This is a genomic window from Mycobacteroides salmoniphilum, assembly GCF_004924335.1.
Taxonomy (GTDB): domain Bacteria; phylum Actinomycetota; class Actinomycetes; order Mycobacteriales; family Mycobacteriaceae; genus Mycobacterium; species Mycobacterium salmoniphilum.
Map to the genome: position 1 here is coordinate 2,581,076 of NZ_CP024633.1, position 20,829 is coordinate 2,601,904.

Genomic DNA, 20,829 nt, shown 5'->3' on the forward strand with positions numbered 1-20,829 from the left:
ATTTTCGTGTTCAGCGACGCACGACGACGGCGGAGTTGAATCCCCACCGGCCCCGCGCGAGTATCAAGGCGGCCGACAATGACGCCTCACGGGGTTGACCCTGCACAAGATCGAGCTGATAACGCTCGGGAACGTCGGTGGTACCGACAGTCGGCGGGACGACGCCGTCCCGCAGAGACAGCAGGGCCGTCGCCACATCCAGCGGGCCACCGGCCGCATAGAGCCTGCCGGTCATCGACTTTGGCGCAGTCACCGGCACGCCCCGAGGTGAGAAGACCGCCGCGATGGCCTCGGCTTCCGCGGCGTCGGCGCCGGTCACACCGGCCGCGTCGGCGAAGACCACATCGATATCGGCCGGTGTCAACCCGGCGTCTGCGATCGCCATCTGTGCCGCACGGGCCAGACCGGTGGGCAGGCCCGACCCGGGGGCCGGGTCGAATGTGGAGGCGTATCCGGCGATTTCCCCGTGGATGTTGGGGGCATTGCGAGCCGCTGCGGAATCTGCGTCTTCGCAGATGAGAATGCAGCCCCCTTCGCCGGGCACGTACCCGTTGGCCTGCTGGTCGAACGGAAGGTAGCCCTGCGCAGGATCGGTTGCCCTTGTGACATTGCCGGTCGAGATGTGCGAAATCCAGCCCCACGGGTCAAGAGCCGAATCCGCTCCACCGGAGACGACAAGTGTGGTGCCACGGCGCACCGTACGGCGCGCATGCCCCAGCGCATCGAGCCCGCCCGCCTGTTCGGCAACCAAAGCACTACTGGGCCCGCGCATTCCGTGCCGAATCGAGATTTGTCCGGTATTAACGGCATAGAACCAGGCAAACGATTCGTACACACTGACGTGCTCCGAACCTTGGGACCACAGTTTCTGGAACTCCCGGTGCGTGAACTCGAAGCCGCCCGAAGCGGTCGAGGTGACCACACCCATCTCATAGTCGGTGAATTCCTCTGGGTCTACCTTGGCATCGCCCAAGGCCCACTCGGCGGCCACGAGGGCGAGCCGGGTAGAGATGTCGGTCTGCGGCAGCAGCCGTCCCGGCAGTAATTCCTTGGCGTTGAAATTAGTGAGCTGCCCCGCCAATGTGCTCGTGTACCCGGAGACGTCAAATCTGTCCAGCGTGGAGATTCCGGCGTGCCCTGATACTGTTGCTTCCCAATAGTTTTCGGTGCCCAGGCCATTTGGGGCCAGGATTCCGATGCCGGTGACCAGTACGCGCGTCATGCCGATGCCCCCAACATCTCAGTCGGCCGGCTCAGCACCATCGCGGTCTGGAATCCCCCGAAGCCACTGCCCACGGTGAGCACGTGTTCGGTGTGATGATCGCGTGCCGTGATGGGGACGTAGTCCAGGTCGCACTCCGGGTCCGCCTCATGCAGATTCGCGGTCGGCGGAACTACCTGGTTCTTGATCGCCAACAGTGACGCGGCGATTTCGACGGACCCAATGGCGCCCAGGGAATGCCCGACCATGGACTTGATCGAACTCACCGGGGTGCGATAGGCGTGCTCACCCAAACTGCGCTTGAACGCCGCTGTTTCGTGGCGGTCGTTCTGTCGGGTACCCGACCCGTGGGCGTTGATGTAGTCGATCTTGGTCGGGTCGAGCCGCGCTTCGTCCAGGGCGATAGTGATGGCTTCGGCCATCTCCCGCCCGTCAATCTTCAGGCCGGTCATGTGGTAGGCGTTGCAACGGGTGGCGTATCCCGATACCTCCGCGTATATCTCGGCGCCGCGGGCGCGCGCATGTTCAAACTCCTCCAGCACGAACATCGCTGCGCCCTCGGCGAGCACAAAACCGTTGCGAGAGCCATCGAAGGGGCGAGAGCCCGTCTCCGGGGTGTCATTACGCGTGCTCGTTGCTTTGATCGCGTCAAAGCATGCCACGACAATCGGCGTGATCGGGGTGTCTGCCGCACCGCTGAGCATCACGTCGGCGCTGCCCTCACGAATCAACGCCACGGCATGTCCCACCGAGTCCAGCCCCGAAGTGCATCCGTTGGAGACCATCGTCACCGGGCCCTGCGCCCCCACTGTCCAGGCGACCTCGGCCGGCATCACGCTGGGAATCATGTAATCGAACATGTGCGGAGACAAGGCCTTCTGGTCCGAAAGCCAGTTCCGCCCGGAATCCGACAGCACCAGATATTCCTGCTCCAAGCTGGTGGCCGCCGCCACTGCGCTGCCTAGGCTTACTCCTAGTCGATAGGGGTCGAGCGTGTTCACATCCAGGCCGCTATCCGCCACTGCCTCACGCGTGCAGACCACTGCGAACTGGGTGGCCCGGTCCATGCGGCGAATCTCCTTGTGCGACAGTCCCTCCTGTTCAGCGTCGAAGTCGGCCTCACCGGCGATTCGGGACCGGTAGGGCGAAGCATCGAAGTAGGAGATGCCCCGGGTCGCGGTCCGTCCAGCGGCCAGCAGTTTCCAAAACTCGTCGGCGCCACGACCACCCGGCGCACGGACACCGATGCCGGTGATGACTACTCTTCGCTCCATCTCCCACCTCTCATGTGTATCGGTATTGCTGTCCGGTACATTGTGAGGAGCCGCCACTCAAAGACCGCTCAAGCAGTTGAATTCGCGATCAAACGGCCAGGCTCGGCATAAAAATGGCAAGAAAAATCCACCAGCATTGCTGGTGGATTTGGCCGTGCTAATTCCTTATCAGGAAACCTGCGATGTCAGCCCGGTGACGGTGTGCGGAATTAGGCCCGTAAGGAACCTGCCATGCTCGGTTCTCATTCTTTCAGCCACAGTATCGTCGGACGAGGCCAGAATATCGCCATGCAATCTCTGCAATTTCACACAGGGCTCCAATCCGAGCCCTGCCGCGAGCGTTTTTCTCGCCAGCTGGAACACCCCGAGCGCCTTGTCCCGCCACCCCGCGAGGCATAGCGCATACATATAATATGCATATAGTCGCTCGTGATACGGAAAGCGGGACACCCACAGTGCCAGATCGATCGCAGCTTCCCGGTATCTTTCGAGACGTAATTGCGCCTCGATACGCAATTCTAGATTGGCCAGAAATATACATTCGACCTGATCCTTCTCGGATGCGAGGAGACGCCCGACTTCGATATCGACAAATGCAGGTCCCGTCCATGTTTTCTCGGCATTGACAAATAAAAGAACAGCCTGATGATCGTTTCCGGACTCTTTAGCGCATCGAGCCGATTCGATAAGACTTTGATATCTACGCAGGTCAAGATTGATATCGTGTGGACTGAACAGGTAGCCCATGTTCTTTGTCTGCAACATCGAAGACGCAACTTGAGCCACACTCATATCAAACTCTTTGGCAATTGTCTTACGGATGCTGAGGATGTATGTCTGCACCACCGTTGTTGCACTCTTAGGTGGCTCGTCGTCCCATAACTCGTCGATGAGAACAGCAGCCGGGACAAAACGCCCGGTCCGTGCCAGCAGCATGGCAAGAACTTGACGTTGTTTCTTCGCCGATGGTGTTGCATCCCGCTCACCAGATGACAAAGAAGTGGTCAGTGACAATGGACCGAGGATATTAGCCTCTGCGCGTACAACCATTCTGCATTACCTCCGCGTGGTACCATTCAGGGGCACGCCAATGTGCTGCTGGCCTACATTTATTGATAGTCTCTCAGTGTCGTCCCAGTTTAACTGGTCACATACACATTCGCTTAGTACGAGAGTTACTGTACGATTAACATCACATGATCTCGGCGATAATATGTGACAGACTTTGTTACATATGACATATTCTCGCCCTACCTGTTGCCAAGTTCCGACCCGCCGTCCGCCGTAATGATCTGGCCAGTCATATAGCTGACTTTTTCGCCGGCTAGAAATATCAGCATCTCCGCAATTTCCAATGGGGTGCCTATTCGGCCAAGCAACGACGATTCGGCCTCCGCGCGACTCAACGGACTCAAGCCTGCGATCAAGTCGGTTTCGATGAGTCCCGGCGCCAGGCCATTGACCAAGATTTCCGGCGCCAGCTCCTTAGCGAGCGCCACGGTGAAGCTATTCAGCGCGGCCTTCGAAGCCGAGTAGGCCATGCCCCGTGCGGTGGCCATCGACAAGTTGCCCCGCATCGAGGAGACGTTGACGATCCTTCCACTGCCATCGCGGGGCATATGCGGCGCCACGGTTTGGCAAAAGTTAAACACGCCAATCAGATTCGCAGTCAGGTGCCGATCCCAGTCTTGCCTCGTCAGCTCGACGAACGCGCGTGGCGCCGCAACCCCGGCACAGTTGATCAGCGAGTCGATGCGGCCATGGGTTCGAACAACTTCCTGAACCGCCCCGCGGACATCGTCGTGATCGCCGACGTCGGCGACGACATGCAGTGCGTCCATTTCGGCTGCCTGCTGGCCAAGCGCGGCAGAAACGGTACGTCCGTGCAGAACTACCTCGGCGCCAGCCTCCTTGGCAAGGCGCGCCGTCGCCAACCCGATCCCTCTCGAGGAGCCGGTGATGAGAACAATCCGACCCCGCATAACACCCCGTCCTTGCGCTTCCCTATTTCCTCCGCAGTTCGTCGCGTCCAATGTCCCTTCGATACCTCAAGAACCGCTCAAGCACGTCCATCCGCCGACAGAGGTGGGTGAGTGCCATTGACATGTGGTCAGCGGGTCTGGCGGGACAATGCCCTCGCAAACTCGATGAGCCTGTTCATCTGTGCCACACCTTGGTTCGAATACTTTGAGAAACGGAAGTCCTCGACGCTGTGGCGATGCTCTTCTAACGATGTCTTCACACTCCGGTACGTCGTAGACGTGTAGACCGTCACGTGGACCGCGGTGAGGACCCGTGATCCATCCGCCTCCACGTCATATTCGGTAACCAGCGACTGATCGCTGATTTCCGAGAGCGGGAAGGTGCGCATCGTCACCGACAGTGTCGGGTGTGGAGCGCGCCCCTCATGCCCCGCACAGTGGCCGTCCTTACCGAACCACAGGATCATGCGGCCACCTTCGACTAATGCGACTTCGCACCAATGCATCTCGCCCCAGTCGTGCGTCTCGGTACCTCGGCTCAGCACGAACGCAGACACCCGCTCGAAGTCGACGACACCACGCAGCTGGCCGATCACCAAGTCTGCGTTCGGGGTGAACGCCTCAACGGCGCTCTCCAGCCGCGGCAGGGTCGCCCAATCTGCACCGGGATCAAACATGCTGAGCCACCGCCCGTCCGAATTGCAGGAGCCGTTCCATCTGTGCGAGCCCACCGTCGACGATCGACTTGGCGAAGTAAAAATCGTCGACCACCCATTCCGTCTCCGAAATTGAGACGGCACGCGTCTTGTCCGGTATCGCCGTGGATAGCCAGAGTTCGACGGCCAACAACGAGCGCACGCCGTCAATGTCCTGGTAGGTGGTCCGCAGCTCTTGCCCCGTGATGGCGGACAACGGGACCGTGCGAACGGTCGAGGTGAATTCCACGGAGTCGAACCGTCCGGACTTGTCCTCGCCATGCCACATCAGGAGACGATGACCGTCGACAAGTGCCACCTCCTGCCAGAGCCCTCGGGAATCTTCGGTGGGTTCACGATCCAGCGTGAAGACCCGAACATCCGACAGGTTGACGACGGCAGTCAATTCATCAAGGGCTACATCGGGATCGCGAAGCGCGATGGCAGCTGCCTCGACCAGCCCCGGATAGGGCGCCCAATCGTGATAGTCCGGCGTGCCGATTCCGCGCAGAGAGGCATCGACGGCACCGACGATGGCACGCCACTGGCTCGCATCGCCGTCCTCCCAGAGGTCCGCCAGTTCACTGCCGGTGCCGGTCACTCGCGTGATCGCCGCACTCGCCAGTAGTCCGAGTGCATGGGCCTGGGTTTGCTTGATACTGACGTTGGCAACCTGCTCCAACCAGGGCACCACCAACGGATCCACCGTGTCTGAACATAAAAGAGCAACCACAGCAGCGGCGGCGACAGCGGATGCACCCGCTGGCGCCTCGACATACTCGCCGATCGCCAGTCGTAGGTGTCGAGCCAGTTCCAGCTCGATATCGTCGCTCTCCATCAGGCTGCTCAGAAAATCTGCGGCATCGTCGTTGTCAAACGGCCCTTCACCCCACGTACCCATACAGCTAATCGTGGCAGAACACCGAACATCATGCATTCCAAGCCGGGATACCAGCCCTTATCGGCCAACCTTTTAGTTGCTCAACTCGCCATCCACGACAGGCGTTAGGCTCGACCCGTCACCGAGAGAATTGAGACCGCGATGACCGAACCATCGGGCACCGAGCAGTCATTCAACGAGGCCAACATCGCCGAGTTCCGCGCCAACGGCGGCCAGGTCGGCGGCCAGTTCGAGGGGTTTCCGCTCCTGCTCCTGACCAGCACCGGAGCCAAATCGGGCGTCGAACGCGTAAATCCGTTGGCGTACTTCGATATCGACGGCAAGGCCTACATCGTGGGCTCGTCGGCGGGCCGGCCGACCAATCCCGCCTGGGTGGCGAACCTGCGCGCCAACCCCAGTGTCGAGGTGGAGATTGGCGCCAATCCGAAGTCCAGCGCCACGGCCATCGAACTCCCCCGCACCGAACGCGATCAGGTATTTGAGATCGTGAAGCAGCGCGCTCCCGGATTCGCCGAGTACGAGACATTGACCGACCGGGTGATTCCGGTGTTCGAGATTCGGCTCAACTAGCCCGCCGGCATCGAGAACCAGGCACCGGCGAGCCAAGCAGCGCCGTGAACTGTGATGCGGGGCACACCCGCTGACGGATGTGGCAAGAACGACGAGCGATATGACCCGTTCCTCATGTTACCGTCTGTTCAATTCGGGTGAAGAATGTCACTCGAGGTCGCTTTTTCAGTGTTGAAAGGCGGTTTTCATGACATCGATTCATGAGCCACAAGACATCACGATTCGTGCCCGAAACGTCTCGTTCGATTTGAGCGACACCCCGCTGCACTGGATTCCGAACGAGCCTGCCGCGTCCAACACGCTCAGCGTCCTGCACATCATGGTCCCCGAAGGGGAGCGATGGTTCTGCGAGGCATTTGCCGAAGCGTTGCCGTACGTCAAGGACGAGAAGCTCGCACATGACATGCGGGGCTTCATTGGCCAGGAGGCCATGCACGCCGAGGTCCATGACAAGGCAGTCGGCGACTTCCTTGAGGCGCGCGGCATCAACACCGCGCCGTACCTGCGCCATGCCGAGTACTTGTTCCGTAAGGTGCTGGCGCCCAGGCAAACACGGTCGATGCGGGTGCGCTACAACGATCTGATCCAGCGCCTGTGGTTGATCGCCGCCATCGAGCATTACACGGCGGTGCTCGGCGATTTCGCCCTGAATGCCACCTGGACCGAACACGGTGCCGACCCGACGATGACCGACATCCTGCGGTGGCACGGCGCGGAGGAAATGGAACATCGCAGCGTGGCTCACGATGTGGCGAACTACTTCCATGCCAGCTACTTCCAGCGATGTCGGGCCATGATCTTGTCGATCATCGGACTATCCGTGTTGGTCCATCGCGGTGCGCTGTTGATCCTTCGCGAGGATCCGTCCATCAACTACTCCTATCCCCGGGTCTGGATCGAGTACTTCAGGGCCGCACGACGTGGGTTGTTACCCAAGCTCGGCTTCTTGGTCACCTCAACACTCAGCTATTTCCGGCCCAACTTCCATCCCGAGGAGGTTGGCTCCACCGCTCAGGCGGTCGCCTACCTGGCGGCCTCACCCGGCGCGAGAAGCACCGCACTATGACCACAGGCACCACGGCGACACGCCCCGGCGGGTCGTACTTCCTTCCTGCGGACACTGAAATCGCGAAGACTCCCCCGGATCTGCGCGGAAGATACTCGCGCGATCCCCTGCTGGTAGTCGGTGGCACCGCGGCCAAGGCATGGCTCAGTCTGTTCGCGCGGCTGGCCAGGACCGAAGAAACCCGTGAGGTCAACCGGATACGCACGCTGAAAGTCATCCGGCGAGAGGTCGTCGCCCACGACGAGAACGTCGTCGCACTGACCCTGTCCGCCGCGGACGGCGGACAGCTGGAGCCGTGGACGGCGGGCGCACATCTGGACTTGCTGTTGGAGTCCGGCCGCATGCGGGAGTACTCGCTCTGCGGTGACCCCGCCACCCGCGACAGCTACCGAATCGCCGTGCGCCGGGTGCCCGACGGCGGTGGAGGCTCGATCGAGGTGCACGACACGCTGCATACCGGATCCCTGATACGGATCAAAGGGCCGAGAAACGGACTGCCTATGGCCGTGCCCGGCCACGGGTCGCCTGCGCGTCGTCTTAGGTTCGTGGCCGGAGGAATCGGCATCACCCCGATACTGCCGATGCTGATGACCGCCGAGCGACTCGGGCTGGATTGGTCGATGGTCTACACCGGGCGCAGCCGTGACTCGATCCCGTTCCTGGACGAACTCGGGATCTTCGGGGACAAGATCACCGTGCGCACTGACGACGAACACGGACTGCCCACTGCTGCCGATCTACTCGGCGATATTCCGGGCGCTACCGCCGTCTACTGCTGTGGCCCCGTACCAATGCTCGAACTTCTGCGCTCCGCGTTGATCGACCGCGACGACGTGGAACTGCACTATGAAAGGTTCTCGGCCCCGCCGGTAGTGGATGGGGCGGCATTCACCGTCGTGCTGGCCCGCAGCGGCGAACGGATCGCGGTCTCCCCCAACGAGAGTGCGCTGGCGGCCATTCTGCGGCGCGATCCGAACGCGGCGTACTCCTGTAAACAAGGCTTCTGCGGAACCTGCGAGGTGAAGGTCGTTTCAGGCGCCGTCGACCACCGCGATACGTTGCTCACCGCCTCCGAACGGGGCGCAGGAGCCATGCTGACTTGTGTATCCCGCTGCGCCGACCGCTCGGGCAACGGAGAGCTCACCATCGACCTCTGAGGGTCATGGCGAACTACTGCGCACTCCCCCGGATGTGCGGGGTCACCAGCATCAGCTGACCCAGCACGCCATTCACAAACGCCGGAGACTCATCGGTGGAGAGCTGCTTGGCCAGCTCGACCGCCTCGTCGACCGCGACCACCTCGGGTACGTCCTCGGCGTGCAGCAGCTCCCACACGGCGACCCGCATGATCGCGCGATCCACCGCGGGCAACCGGGCCAACGTCCAACCCTGCAAGTGCGAGGCGATCAGCTCGTCGATGTGGACGGCGTGCTCGGTGACACCGTGGGCAACAGTGACCGTGTAGGGGTTCAGCGGTTCCACGTCCGACTTGGACTCCGCCAAGGCGCGACGCTCGTCGGCCACCGCGGCGGCCGTCATATCCCGCGCCTCGGCCTCGAACAGCAGGTCCACTGCCCGCTTGCGCGCCTTGCGACGGCCTCCCTTGGCAGCGGGCCGGCCGGTCGAGCCGGATTCAGCCATTCACACGGCCGAGGTAGCTGGCGTCACGCGAATCGACCTTGAGGCGGTCACCGGTGTTGATGAACAGCGGAACCTGGATCTCGGCGCCGGTTTCCATCGTGGCCGGCTTGGTGCCCGCACTCGATCGATCGCCCTGCAGGCCCGGCTCGGTGTGGGTGACCACGAGCTCGACGGTCACCGGCAGCTCGATGTACAGCGGGGCGCCCTCGTTGAAGGCGACCTGCACGGTCATGCCCTCCAGCAGGAAGCGCGAGGCGCCGCCGACCAGCTCCGGGGAAAGGTGGTGCTGCTCGAAATCCTGGCTGTCCATGAACACGAACGAATCGCCGTCGCGGTACAGATAGGTGTTGTCGCGGCGGTCGACGGTCGCGGTCTCGACCTTGACGCCCGCGTTGAAGGTCTTGTCGACGACCTTGCCCGACAGCACGTTCTTGAGCTTGGTGCGCACGAACGCCGGTCCCTTACCGGGCTTCACATGCTGGAACTCGGTGATCTGCCACAGCTGACCATCGATGTTGAGCACCAGGCCGTTCTTGAAATCGGCGGTTGAAGCCACAGTCGTCTGTCTCCTTGCGTAACTGTTCAGTACTACTCAATTAATGACGGTGAGTTCCTTGGGGAACCGGGTCAACAGCTCCGGCCCGTCGGGCCGCACCACGAGCGTGTCCTCGATCCGGACTCCGCCCCGGTCGGGCAGGTAGACCCCTGGCTCGACTGTCACCGCCGAGCCAGCAAGCAGTGTACCGGTGGCGCCGGCACCGATACCCGGTGCTTCGTGGATCTGCAACCCCACCCCGTGCCCGAGGCCGTGGCCGAAGTTCTGTCCGTATCCCGCGGCGGCGATGACATCGCGGGCCGCGGCGTCCACGCCTTTCAGCGATGCCCCGGGCGCCAGCGCCGCGCGCCCCGCCGCCTGCGCGGCCAGCACCAGTTCGTAGATCTCCCGCTGCCAGGGTGACACCGAACCCAGCACCAGGGTCCTGGTCATGTCGGAGTGATACCCGGCAACCAGCGCTCCGAAGTCGATCTTCACGAAGTCGCCAGCTGCCAGCACCGCGTCGGTGGGCCGGTGATGCGGTATCGCCGAGTGTGGCCCGGCGGCGACGATCGTCTCGAAAGACGTGCCGTCCGCCCCGTGTTCACACATGAGGTTCTCCAGATCACGCGCCACGTCACGCTCGGTGCGCCCGGGCCGGATTCCGCCGGTCTCGATCAACGCGGACAATGCGGTGTCAGCTGCGGCACAAGCTCTTTCGAGGAGAAGCACCTCGGACTCGTCCTTCACCTCCCGTAATTTCTCCACCCGATTCGGCGCCCGGACCAGCTCGATATCCCCGGCCGCCGTCGTCAGCTTGTCGTATCCGTCGACGGTCACCACATGGCTTTCAAAGCCCGCGCGCCCCGTCTCGGCCTGCGCGACCAGGGCCGCGCCGTACCCGCGCTCGATCAGGGCACGCAGATCCGGAACCTGTGCGGCGGCCTGGGTGCGGTACCGGCCGTCGGTGCACAGCACGGTCGCCTTCTCATCCGGCCCGTCTCCTGCGGCCACCCATAGCGCCGCCGCCGAGCCGGTGAAACCCGTCAGATAGCGAATGTTGACCAGATCAGTGACCAGAAGAGCATCGAGTCCGTCTGTACGCAGCCCCTCCCGGAGCCGTTCCCTGCGGTCGGTATGGCTGAGGACGGTCGTCATAAGTGTCGACGCTACCGCGATACGCTGGGCCCATGCCCGACGGTGGAACACGTTCTATGACGACCCAATGGCTCACCCGTGGCGCCGTCTTCGCCGTCCTCATGGTGCTGATCCGTGTGGTGCAGGGACTGGCGATCAGTGTGTGGGAGACCCACAGCACCGTGATCAACATTGTGCTGGTGCTGGTATTCGTCGCGTCGGTGATGGCCTGGGCGATCACCGACGGCCGCGGTGACGCCCGGCGCAACCCCGATCCGGATCGCCGAGACGACCTGGCCATGTGGTGGCTGCTGGGCGGCATCTTCGCCGGAGTCGTCAGTGGCCTCGTGGTGTGGCTGATCAGTCTGTTCAACGACGGGATCTACGCGGCGAGCATCCTGGCCGAACTCACTACCACCGCCGCGTTCGTGTCGCTGCTGGTCTTCGCACCCGCCATGGTCGGCGTCTTTGTGGGCCGACTGCTCGTGGATCGCAAGGAAAAAGAGCACGCGGCGCTACAGCAGTCCGATACCGATGTGTTCCAGGCGGTTCAGGAAGAAGCGGACGTCACGAAGTAGCGCAGGGCCAGCAGATATCCCTGGACGCCGAGCCCGACGATCACCCCAGTGGCCAGCGCACTGAGGTAGGACTTGTGCCGGAACTCTTCGCGGGCATGCACATTCGAAATATGCACCTCGATCAGTCCGGCTGTCAGCTCGGCGCATGCGTCCCGCAGTGCCACCGAGGTGTGGGTAAACGCACCGGCGTTGAGGATCACCGGATCCTTGGCGTCGGCGGCATTGTGAACCCAACCGAGTAGTTCCGCCTCGCTGTCGGTCTGCCGCACCTGAACGTCCACGCCCAATGAGCCTGCTTCGGACTCGATGAGCGACACCAGCTGCTCGTAGGTGACGCTGCCGTAGACGGCGGCCTCTCGTTTACCGAGACGGCCCAGGTTGGGGCCGTTGAGAATCTGGATCGTCACAACATCACTGCCTCTCCGGAGCTCGGACTGGCCACCACCGAGTAGGCGGCGGCCAGCAGTGACGGATCGGGACCTTCCAGCCGTCCCGGCTTCGCCAACCCGTCCAGCACCACGAACCGCAGTATGCCCGAGCGGGTCTTCTTATCGCCCTGCATGGATTCGACGAGTTGTCCCAGCGCGTCGGCGTCGTAACGTGTGGGCAGCCCGAGGGCCGAGAGCACCCGCGCATGGCGATCGGCGGTCTCGTCATCTAGACGTCCGGCCAACCGCCCCAGTTCCGCGGCGAATACCAAACCGACCGACACCGCGGCGCCGTGGCGCCACCGGTACCGCTCGCGCCGCTCGATGGCGTGCCCGAGGGTATGGCCGTAGTTGAGGATCTCGCGCAGCTCGGCCTCCTTCTCGTCGGCCGCGACCACCTTCGCCTTGACCGCGATGGAGCGTTCGATGAGCTCGCGCAGCACGGGCTTGGAGGGGTCGATCGCGGCCTGTGGGTCGGCCTCGATGAGGTCGAGGATCACCGGGTCCGCGATGAAGCCTGCCTTCACCACTTCGGCCATCCCGGCCACGATCTCGTTACGCGGCAACGAGTCGAGGGTCGCCAGGTCCACCAGCACTGCCCCCGGCTGGTGGAAAGCGCCGACAAGGTTCTTGCCCGCCTCGGTGTTGATACCCGTCTTTCCACCCACCGCGGCATCGACCATGGCGAGCAGTGTGGTGGGTACGTGCACCACCTTCACCCCGCGCAGCCAGGTGGCCGCGGCGAAGCCCGCGGTATCGGTGGCGGCTCCTCCCCCAAGGCTGACGACAGCGTCTTTGCGTCCAATGCCGATCCGGCCCAGCACCTCCCAGATGAAGCCGAGCACGGCCAGGTCCTTACCGGCCTCAGCATCGGGAATCTCAACCCGATGCGCATCAATTCCGGTGTCGACCAGCGTCTTCCGAATTTCCTCGGCAGTGACGGCGAGGGTGGGCTGATGCAGGATCGCCACCTTGTCGGAGCCCTTGAGCGCGCCCACCAACTCACCCAGCAGACCCGTCCCCACGATTACCGGGTAGGGCGGATTCACCTCGACGGTGATCGTCGTCGGCTCGGCGCTAGTCATTGTCGGCTCACTCCTTGGTTTCGGTTCCGGAAGGGTCGGTACGGGCGGGGGCGGTGACGCCCGAGGTACGGCGTCGCGAGCGGGGACGTCGACGGGGACGTCGCCGCCGTGATGAGACGGGTGCGTCTGGATTATCCAACCGGGAGACGATCATCCGCACGACGGCGCCGGGGTTTCGCCGGTCGGTGTTGACCTTGATGGTGGCGACCTCGCGGTACAGCGGCACTCGCTGTGACATCAGGGCGTGATACTTCTCGGCGCGATCCGGTCCGGCGAGCAGCGGACGCACCACGCTCCCTCCGGTGCGCCGAATGCCCTCCGCGGCACTGATTTCGAGATACACCACGGTGTGTCCGGCGAGCGCTTCCCGGACTCCTGGAGTGAGCACGGCGCCGCCGCCGAGCGAAACCACTCCATCTTGCTGATCGAGCGCCTGCCGAATCACCGATTCCTCGATACGCCGGAATTCCGGTTCGCCGTCGGCGGCGAAGATATCGGCGATGGTGCGACCGGCCGCTGTCTCGATGCCGTTGTCGGTGTCATAGATATTGACGTCCAACGCTTTTGCCAGCCGACGGCCAATGGTGGACTTACCCGATCCGGGCAGCCCGACAAGGACGGCTTTGGGGCTCATCCCGCTGTGTTAGCCGCTCTTCGCGCAAGCTGCTCATCGGAAGATTCCCGGCGTGGTTCACGCCGCGCCACCGCAGCCAGGTACGCGCCGACATTGGTCTTCGTCTCGGACAGCGAGTCGCCACCGAATTTCTCCAGCGCGGCACGTGCCACCACCAGCGCGACCATCGCCTCGGCGACCACCCCAGCGGCCGGCACTGCGCACACGTCGGAACGCTGGTGAATCGCGACGGCTTCGTCGCCGGTGGACATGTCGACGGTGGCCAACGCCCGCGGGACGGTGGAGATGGGCTTCATGGCCGCCCGCACCCGCAGCGGCTGGCCGTTCGTCATGCCACCTTCGAGGCCTCCGGCACGATTGGTGGAGCGCAGGATGCCTTCGGGGCCCGGGTAGATCTCGTCGTGCGCGGCGCTGCCGCGTCGGCGGGCGGTGGTGAAACCGTCGCCGATCTCAACACCCTTGATGGCCTGGATCCCCATGATGGCCGCGGCCAGCTGGCTGTCCAGGCGGTCATGCCCACTGATGAACGAGCCAAGCCCGACAGGCAGACCCGCGACCACGACTTCCACCACCCCACCGAGGGTGTCGCCGTCCTTCTTGGCGGCCTCGATCTCGCCGATCATCGAAGCCTCGGCCTGTGCGTCGAACGCCCGTACCGGGCTGGCGTCGATGGCGGCGAGATCCGCGGCGCCCGGAACCGGCCCGTCGTACGGCTCGGAGTCGCCGATGGAGATGACATGCGAGATGACATCCACGCCCAGGGCCTGCTTGAGGAAGGCCTTGGCAATGGTGCCCACCGCCACCCGGGCCGCGGTCTCGCGCGCACTGGCCCGCTCGAGCACCGGGCGGGCATCGTCGAATCCGTACTTGAGCATGCCGGCGTAGTCCGCGTGTCCGGGACGCGGTCGTGTCAGTGGCGCGTTGCGCGCGATGTTCTCCAGTTCGGCGGGGTCCACGGGGTCCGGAGACATCACAGTCTCCCACTTGGGCCATTCGGTGTTGCCGATCTCGATGGCCACCGGTCCGCCCAAGGTCAGACCGTGTCGCACGCCGCCGACCATGGTGACCTGATCGGCCTCAAAGGCCATGCGCGCGCCTCGGCCGTAGCCCAGGCGGCGACGCGCCAGCTGCCTGCCAATGTCCTCCGATGTCAGTTCGACACCAGCGACCATGCCTTCCAGGACCGCGATCAACGCGCGTCCATGCGATTCACCTGCCGTGATCCAGCGCAACACGTGAGCCATTGTCCCATGCGGGCACATCGGTCTTCCAAATCGATCGGGACAGTGGGTGATTCTTTGTCAGATGCCGGGTGCCAGGGTGAACAGCCCGACGGCCAACGCGGTCGCCAGACACATCGACGGTCCGTGTGGAACCGACACTCCCCGACGTCCGCCGGCGAGGAGCAGCACGCCGATCAGGCCGGTGAACAGCGGCGCACCGATCGCCGCCACAAACCACGCGTCCAATCCACATGCCCCCGCCAGACCGCCGGTTCCGAAGGCGAGCTTCACGTCCCCGGCCCCCATCGCACGCGGCGACAGCAGGTGCGCCACCAGATACACGCCGGTCAGCGCCGCCGCACCCACCACCATCGGCGGACTGCGGTCGAATACCGCCACCGCGACAACCACCGCGGCCGCGGCCAGCGTGAGCCAGTTCGGCAGCCTGCGGTACCTGATGTCGAAATACGACAGCGCCGCCATCCAGCACAGCACCGCCGCCCCCACCCCGTAAATCATGTGGGGAATGTAGCGCCGCGAGGCTAGATTTGGAGTAGTGACGAGGACATTGTGGAGCCCGCAGGAATACAGCCGATTCGGCGACGAACGCAGTCGCCCGTTCTACGAGCTTCTTTCTCGAATACCGGCGCCGGCTCCGCGTAGCGTCGTTGACTTAGGTTGCGCCAGTGGAATCTTGACCGTCGACTTGGCCCGCCGCTGGCCCAACGCTTCGGTGCTGGGGCTGGATTCCTCCGCCGAGCTCCTGGCCACCGCACCCGCCGACCTGCCCGCCAATCTGCGTCTGGAACAAGGCGATATCGCGGACTTCCGGGCAGACGGAGTAGACGTGCTGTTCACCAATGCGGCCTTGCAATGGCTTCCGCAGCACCGCGAGCTCATTGCCGGGTGGGCACAGCAGCTCAATCCGGGCGGCTGGCTGGCATTTCAGGTTCCGGGAAACTTCGGCGCGCCCTCGCATGCGCTGATGCGCCAGGTGGCCGAATCGCCCCGCTGGGCATCGCGATTGGGCGGCGTGCTGCGCGGAACCGAGAGCACCGACGGGGCTGAAGGTTATGCGCGCCTGGCGCTTTCCGCCGGCCTGGTGCCCGATGCCTGGGAAACGACGTACGTGCACCTGCTCGCGGGCGAGGATGCGGTGCTGCGATGGGTGCATGGCACCGGGTTGCGGCCTGTCGTGTCGGCGCTCTCGGCCGACGAATTCGCCGAGTTCGAGGCGGAATACTCCGCACTGCTGCGCCAGGTCTATCCACGTTTCGGCGATGTGACACCGTTCGGATTCCGCCGAATCTTCTGTGTGGCGTCCAAGCCGGAAGTGGGTCGATAGAATCGGGCGGTGCCGGATACCAATGCCAAGGAACGCTCGCTGACCGGGCATGAGGCACGTTGGGAGCGGCATAACTCCGCCCGTCAGACCCGCATCGTGGAATCTGCCGTCGCGCTGCTCGATGAGACGCCGCCCGGCACCGAGATTCCCGTGCAGTCGATCGCCAAGCGGGCAGAGCTGGCCAAGTCAGTGGTGTACCGGCAGTTCGAGGGACGCGAGGACCTCGATCGTCGGATTCGCTCGTATCTGATGGAGGACTTCGACACGACAATCTCGTCGCAGCTCGACGTCACCAAGGGCTCCATCAATGACATTGCCACCAGAACCATTCGGGCGGTACTGGATTGGATGACCGACTACCCGCATCGCTATGAGTTCATGGGCTCCGGTACCACCGACGAGGATCCTGCCGTCGATGCGGTCAGCACGGTCAAGGTGCGCATGGAGCAGCGTGTCCGCGGGGTCTTGATCCCGATCACCGAACTACTCGGAATCGACTACAGCCCCTTCGAATCGGTCACTTATGCGGTCGTGACGATGGTCGAAGGAACCCTCTCCCGATGGTTACGGGACACCGACCCCGTGCGCAATCGCACCGAGATCGTCGACGACCTCGCGAACTACGTCTGGTACGTGTTGGACGGGGCCGGCCGTTCGATGGGCGTGTCCTTGGATCCGCAGACCGAGCTGATGGCCGCGATCGCCGAACTGTCAGGCGCCAACCGCTAGCGGCGTGCCCGTGTGTGAACGGTCGGGCTCGCTGCGGTAGCGCGACGGGCGGCCGTCGATGTGCATCAGCTTCCACAGCGGGCGCACCCACCACGGCCGCATCCCGATGTCCTCGGTGAGCTTGCGCATATCCCCGAAATACTCGGAAAGGGTGTGACGGGCGTGCTCGCTACGCCAGAAGGCCTGTTTGAAAACCTCACGCGGAATGCCGAACTCGGCGGCGAAGGACCGCGGTGGAATCATGATCTCGTTCGCCAGTAACTTCATGACGACCGGGAACAAGAGAGTGCAGAGAACGCGTTTGCGAGCGCTCATCAGCGGCATGTGCACGCGCAGGAATTCACCCGCGAAGGAGATGTGCCGCGCCTCTTCGGCCACATGGATTTCCATGGTGCGCCGGACGGCCGGCGGCAGGTCGACGTCCTTGCGGATCAACGACTTCTGGTAATGGTCGATGGGCTCCTCGCCGCCGAGGATGCCGATGAACAGCACCACATGGGCCCAGCCGCCCGCCACGCCGATGATCGGCGACAGCCTGCGGAACCACTTGCGCATGCCCGGGACGTCCTCACCGATGCGGTTGACGAGCTCCTGGAACATCTGGATGTGGTTGCACTCCTCGGTCATCTCGTGGAGGCAGTAGCGGAACTCCGGCGAGCCGTTCGGCAGCTTCATGAGGTACTGCATCATGCCGCGGATCAGGATGCTCTCGAAGGCAAGCCCCACCTTGACGCTATTGGCCAGTCGCCAACGGCCGATCTCGATTTGGCGGTCGAGCGGCAGATCCCGGTACCACTGCGTGGCGCCGAGGGTGTCCAGCTCCGGGTGTAGCACCCAGCGGGGATCGTTGCGATCGATTTGGTAGTCGGGCGCATCCCAGTCGATGTCCAGGAAGGGATCGAAGTGCAGACGCACCGAGCCTTCGGACAGCGTATGCAGGGTCTGCAGGTACTCCGCGTCGAAATCGCTCGGCCCGGGGACGGTGTAAAGCGGCATTGCTTCCTCCTCGAATTACCTACCAATTTACTGGGACGTAGCATCCCATGCAATACCTGATGGGACCAAAAGTCCCATGAATTTGATTCCCGCAGGTCCTAACGTCATCTGCGGGTCCGAATCTTGCGACGGCCCATGGCCGAAAAGGGCCGAGTACCGACTGCTCAGCGCAGGGCGGCGGCCATCGCCGCCCGCGGCGCAGGCTGCCCGGTAAACAGCTCCACCTGGGTAAACGCCTGGTTGAGCAGCATCTCCAAGCCGCCGACCACCGCTGCTCCCCGGCGTTGCGCCGCGGCAGCCAGCTCGGTGGGCCACGGGTGGTAGATAACGTCAAGAATCGCGGGCGCCGCTGCCAGAGACTCCGCATAGACCGTTGCGGCTTCCGCGGGCACGGTGCTCACCAACACTCCGGATGACGCGCACACCGACGACAGTGCCCCGTCATCGAATCCGGTCACCGATGCGGGCACACCCACCCGCTCTGCCAATTCGAGAGCACCCTGCGCCCGGCCGGCATCTCGAGCCACCACCGTCAGGGCCCGCACACCCATTGCCGCGAGCGCGACGATCGCCGGCCGCGCGGTGCCTCCGGCGCCGACGATCACCGCCGTGTGCCCCGAGACATCAATCCCGGCGCCACGCAACGCCCCGGATACTCCATCGACATCCGTGTTGTCGGCATGCCAACCGTCATCCGCGCGAACCAGCGTGTTGGCAGCGCCGATCAGCCGCGCGCGCTCGGTGCAGCTCGAGGCCGATTCCAGGGCGGCGAACTTGCCGGGCATGGTCACCGAGAAACCCACCCATTCGGGCCCGGCTCCGCCCACCACATCGGGCAGCTGCTCGGCCGTGCATTCGATGCGTTCGTAGGTCCAATCGGTCAGACCCAGCGCGCGATAGGCCGCCAGATGCAGATCGGGTGAGCGGGAATGCCCGATCGGTGATCCGAGGACCGCGGCACGGCGAACGTCAGCCGTGCTCATGCTCGTCGCCCGAGAGGCTCATCGCGCACTGTCCAGGATGCCGTTCTTCTTGGCCAGCTCGATATTCGCCAGGTGCTCGTTGTAGTCCGCGGTGAACAACGTGGTGCCCTCGGCGTCGATCGTGACGAAGTACAGCCAATCCCCCGGCTCCGGATGCTCGGCCGCCTGCAACGCCTCGGGGCTCGGCGAAGAGATCGGGGTGGCCGGGAGCCCCTGGGACACATAGGTATTCCAGAGCGTCTTGCGCTCGCGGTCGTCATCGGTGGTCGCGACTTCTTGGCGATCCAACGGATAGTTCACCGTGGAGTCGAATTCCAGCTTCTGATGCTTGGCCAGCCGGTTGTAGACCACCCGCGCCACCTTCGCGAAATCGCGAGGCTTGGCCTCCCGCTGCAGCAGTGACGCCACCACCAACACCTCGTAGGGCGACAATCCGGCCGCCTCGGCCTGCAAGAGCCCCAGCTGCTGGTACTGCGCGGTGCTTTCCCGGATCAGGGAGGCCAGAATCTGCTCCGGCTCAGCCATCGGGTCGAAGTCCCACCGCCCCGCGGCAATCAACCCCTCGATGCGGCGATGGTCGTCGCGCACCGCGTTGACCCCGTTGGACGCCCACTCCGGGACCGCCAGCTCGGACTGCGACGCCGTCGTGGCGGCCTGGCGCAAGTCCGAGGCGGCCACACAGTGCTTGTCCCCGTCCAGATCTACGCAGGAGGCACGCGCGATGAGAGTGAAGATGCCCTCGGTGACCGCACCATTGGCCACCGCGGAGACATCGTCGAGTTGACGCCCCTCGGGTATGACGAGCAGACCGACTCGGTTCTCTTGCTCGGCCAGACGTGCGACGGCGTCCTTACCAGGAATCTTGGTGCGCAGCTTGTAGAAGCCGGGCTGAATCGCCGCGATGGCCTGATTGCCTTGCGCGGCATCGGTGAACGCACTCGGTGTGGCCACCACACCCTCATCCTTCAGGCGCTGCCCGATGACCTTAGTGGTGTCACCGGGGTGCACCTCGAACACGAAATCCTTGACACCAGAGCCCGAATAGTCGGTCACGGGGGCGTCCGCACCGAACAGGCTGTCCCATAAGGTGGCGCCGCCGACCACGGCCCCGACCGTGATGATGATGACCAATGCAAGACCCGCCAGTCCGGCATTGCGCCGGCGCCGGGCTGCCGCCCTGCGCCGTGCCCGTTCGCGACGGGTCTCCCGGGGGCGAGGACCCACCGCGACCGGTACGGCCCGGCGGCCGCTTCCCCAGTCGTCGTCGGGCTCCTGGCGATCGTCCCAGTCGCGCCAGTCGCTCAACGCGTGCCCCCTTCATTGCCGCACCGGCGCCGCTGCTCAAGCCAATCCTGCAGAATGGCCACCGCGGCCGCCTGGTCGATGATGCCGCGCTGCTGACGAGACCGTACTCCTGCCTCACGCAGAGAACGCTGGGCGGTAGTAGTAGTGAAACGCTCGTCTACTAGGCGCACCGGTACCGGGGTGATTCGCTCGCCCAGCTCACGGGCGAACCCCGCCGCGTCGCGCGCAGATGCCCCCGTTCCTTCACGCAGGTTGCGCGGCAGGCCGACAACGACCTCGACCACGCTCATCTCCTCCACCAACTCCACAATGCGGCGAAAATCGCTGTCTTCCTTTACATCCCGCGGAACCGTCTCCACCGGAGTGGCGAGAATTCCGTCGGGGTCGCTCGAGGCGATGCCGATTCTGACGGTACCCACATCCACGCCGAGACGACGTCCCCGGCCCGGGTCGTCGGGGCCGGGACGATCCGGGGTGAGAGCTTCGCTATCAGGCACTCG

At 63.9% G+C, this 20,829-nt stretch carries 24 protein-coding genes; 6 read left to right on the plus strand and 18 right to left on the minus strand.

The genetic code is table 11. The annotated features are described in order from the left end of the window. Positions 1-10: 10 nt before the first annotated feature. The 6 genes from DSM43276_RS12745 to DSM43276_RS12770 form a co-directional block, all read right to left on the minus strand. Positions 11-1,222 carry a ketosynthase chain-length factor gene (locus DSM43276_RS12745; RefSeq protein ID WP_078331072.1) on the minus strand — a complete coding sequence of 404 codons (1,212 nt, stop codon included), beginning with the start codon at positions 1,220-1,222 and terminating at the stop codon, positions 11-13. Then, on the minus strand, positions 1,219-2,496 hold the full coding sequence (locus DSM43276_RS12750) for a beta-ketoacyl-[acyl-carrier-protein] synthase family protein (RefSeq protein ID WP_078331071.1): 1,278 nt from the start codon (positions 2,494-2,496) through the stop codon (positions 1,219-1,221). The genes DSM43276_RS12745 and DSM43276_RS12750 overlap by 4 nt, the downstream gene beginning before the upstream one ends. Positions 2,497-2,664: 168 nt before the next feature. Then, positions 2,665-3,510: an AfsR/SARP family transcriptional regulator gene (locus DSM43276_RS12755; RefSeq protein ID WP_169053057.1), complete on the minus strand. Its 846-nt coding sequence runs from the start codon at positions 3,508-3,510 to the stop codon at positions 2,665-2,667. A 236-nt stretch (positions 3,511-3,746) separates the two neighbouring features. Next, positions 3,747-4,478, minus strand: coding sequence for an SDR family NAD(P)-dependent oxidoreductase (locus DSM43276_RS12760; RefSeq protein ID WP_078331069.1), 732 nt, complete (start codon positions 4,476-4,478; stop codon positions 3,747-3,749). A gap of 128 nt (positions 4,479-4,606) precedes the next feature. Beyond that, on the minus strand, positions 4,607-5,155 hold the full coding sequence (locus DSM43276_RS12765) for a hypothetical protein (protein ID WP_078331068.1): 549 nt from the start codon (positions 5,153-5,155) through the stop codon (positions 4,607-4,609). Further along, the gene (locus DSM43276_RS12770; RefSeq protein WP_109556262.1) at positions 5,148-6,074 is read right to left on the minus strand and encodes a DUF4259 domain-containing protein; all 927 of its coding nucleotides are present in this window, start codon (positions 6,072-6,074) and stop codon (positions 5,148-5,150) included. The genes DSM43276_RS12765 and DSM43276_RS12770 overlap by 8 nt, the downstream gene beginning before the upstream one ends. Before the next feature lie 141 nt (positions 6,075-6,215). On the opposite strand from DSM43276_RS12770, the gene DSM43276_RS12775 reads away from it, so the two are divergent. The 3 genes from DSM43276_RS12775 (at position 6,216) to DSM43276_RS12785 (ending at position 8,867) form a co-directional block, all read left to right on the plus strand. Beyond that, a complete protein-coding gene (locus DSM43276_RS12775; protein ID WP_078331066.1) occupies positions 6,216-6,644 on the plus strand; it encodes a nitroreductase family deazaflavin-dependent oxidoreductase in 429 nt (142 codons plus the stop codon). Positions 6,645-6,831: 187 nt separating this feature from the next. Beyond that, positions 6,832-7,710 (plus strand): metal-dependent hydrolase, encoded by an 879-nt coding sequence (locus DSM43276_RS12780; RefSeq protein ID WP_078331065.1) that lies wholly within the window; start codon positions 6,832-6,834, stop codon positions 7,708-7,710. Further along, on the plus strand, positions 7,707-8,867 hold the full coding sequence (locus DSM43276_RS12785) for a PDR/VanB family oxidoreductase (RefSeq protein WP_078331064.1): 1,161 nt from the start codon (positions 7,707-7,709) through the stop codon (positions 8,865-8,867). Before DSM43276_RS12780 ends, DSM43276_RS12785 begins: the two co-directional genes overlap by 4 nt. Positions 8,868-8,880: 13 nt before the next feature. On the opposite strand, the gene nusB is transcribed toward DSM43276_RS12785, so the two are convergent. Genes nusB through DSM43276_RS12800 form a run of 3 tightly spaced genes read right to left on the minus strand, consistent with a single transcriptional unit; the run spans position 8,881 to position 11,044 of the window. Then, on the minus strand, positions 8,881-9,351 hold the full coding sequence (nusB, locus tag DSM43276_RS12790; RefSeq protein WP_078331063.1) for a transcription antitermination factor NusB: 471 nt from the start codon (positions 9,349-9,351) through the stop codon (positions 8,881-8,883). After that, entirely contained in the window at positions 9,344-9,907 is a 564-nt protein-coding gene (efp, locus tag DSM43276_RS12795) for an elongation factor P (RefSeq protein ID WP_078331062.1), read from the minus strand. The genes nusB and efp overlap by 8 nt, the downstream gene beginning before the upstream one ends. A 36-nt stretch (positions 9,908-9,943) precedes the next feature. Continuing rightward, positions 9,944-11,044, minus strand: coding sequence for a M24 family metallopeptidase (locus DSM43276_RS12800; RefSeq protein ID WP_078331061.1), 1,101 nt, complete (start codon positions 11,042-11,044; stop codon positions 9,944-9,946). Between the two features lie 56 nt (positions 11,045-11,100). Here DSM43276_RS12800 and DSM43276_RS12805 point away from each other — a divergent pair, with 56 nt between their 5' ends. Beyond that, positions 11,101-11,601, plus strand: a complete 501-nt coding sequence (locus DSM43276_RS12805; protein ID WP_109556265.1) for a B-4DMT family transporter — start codon at positions 11,101-11,103, stop codon at positions 11,599-11,601. Here the strand turns inward: DSM43276_RS12805 and aroQ are convergent. From aroQ to DSM43276_RS12830, 5 genes are all read right to left on the minus strand, one after another. After that, positions 11,574-12,008: a type II 3-dehydroquinate dehydratase gene (gene aroQ / locus DSM43276_RS12810; protein WP_078331060.1), complete on the minus strand. Its 435-nt coding sequence runs from the start codon at positions 12,006-12,008 to the stop codon at positions 11,574-11,576. The genes DSM43276_RS12805 and aroQ overlap by 28 nt on opposite strands. Beyond that, positions 12,005-13,114, minus strand: a complete 1,110-nt coding sequence (gene aroB, locus DSM43276_RS12815) for a 3-dehydroquinate synthase (RefSeq protein ID WP_078331059.1) — start codon at positions 13,112-13,114, stop codon at positions 12,005-12,007. The genes aroQ and aroB overlap by 4 nt, the downstream gene beginning before the upstream one ends. A gap of 7 nt (positions 13,115-13,121) precedes the next feature. Further along, complete coding sequence (locus DSM43276_RS12820; protein WP_078327397.1) at positions 13,122-13,748, minus strand: shikimate kinase; 627 nt, start codon at positions 13,746-13,748, stop codon at positions 13,122-13,124. Then, a complete protein-coding gene (aroC, locus tag DSM43276_RS12825) occupies positions 13,745-14,983 on the minus strand; it encodes a chorismate synthase (RefSeq protein ID WP_078331092.1) in 1,239 nt (412 codons plus the stop codon). The genes DSM43276_RS12820 and aroC overlap by 4 nt, the downstream gene beginning before the upstream one ends. A gap of 66 nt (positions 14,984-15,049) precedes the next feature. Continuing rightward, entirely contained in the window at positions 15,050-15,490 is a 441-nt protein-coding gene (locus tag DSM43276_RS12830) for a prepilin peptidase (RefSeq protein ID WP_078331058.1), read from the minus strand. Between the two features lie 37 nt (positions 15,491-15,527). Between DSM43276_RS12830 and DSM43276_RS12835 the strand changes: the two genes are divergently transcribed. Beyond that, entirely contained in the window at positions 15,528-16,316 is a 789-nt protein-coding gene (locus DSM43276_RS12835; protein WP_078331057.1) for a methyltransferase domain-containing protein, read from the plus strand. 9 nt (positions 16,317-16,325) lie between these two features. After that, complete coding sequence (locus DSM43276_RS12840; protein WP_078331056.1) at positions 16,326-17,045, plus strand: TetR/AcrR family transcriptional regulator; 720 nt, start codon at positions 16,326-16,328, stop codon at positions 17,043-17,045. Here the strand turns inward: DSM43276_RS12840 and DSM43276_RS12845 are convergent. From DSM43276_RS12845 to ruvX, 4 genes are all read right to left on the minus strand, one after another. Next, positions 17,028-18,041, minus strand: a complete 1,014-nt coding sequence (locus tag DSM43276_RS12845; RefSeq protein ID WP_078331055.1) for an AurF N-oxygenase family protein — start codon at positions 18,039-18,041, stop codon at positions 17,028-17,030. The genes DSM43276_RS12840 and DSM43276_RS12845 overlap by 18 nt on opposite strands. A gap of 164 nt (positions 18,042-18,205) precedes the next feature. Next, a complete protein-coding gene (locus DSM43276_RS12850) occupies positions 18,206-19,024 on the minus strand; it encodes a shikimate dehydrogenase (RefSeq protein ID WP_078331054.1) in 819 nt (272 codons plus the stop codon). Between the two features lie 18 nt (positions 19,025-19,042). Next, a complete protein-coding gene (gene mltG, locus DSM43276_RS12855; RefSeq protein ID WP_078331053.1) occupies positions 19,043-20,329 on the minus strand; it encodes an endolytic transglycosylase MltG in 1,287 nt (428 codons plus the stop codon). Continuing rightward, the gene (gene ruvX / locus DSM43276_RS12860; RefSeq protein WP_078331052.1) at positions 20,326-20,826 is read right to left on the minus strand and encodes a Holliday junction resolvase RuvX; all 501 of its coding nucleotides are present in this window, start codon (positions 20,824-20,826) and stop codon (positions 20,326-20,328) included. Before ruvX ends, mltG begins: the two co-directional genes overlap by 4 nt. Between the last annotated feature and the right edge of the window lie 3 nt (positions 20,827-20,829).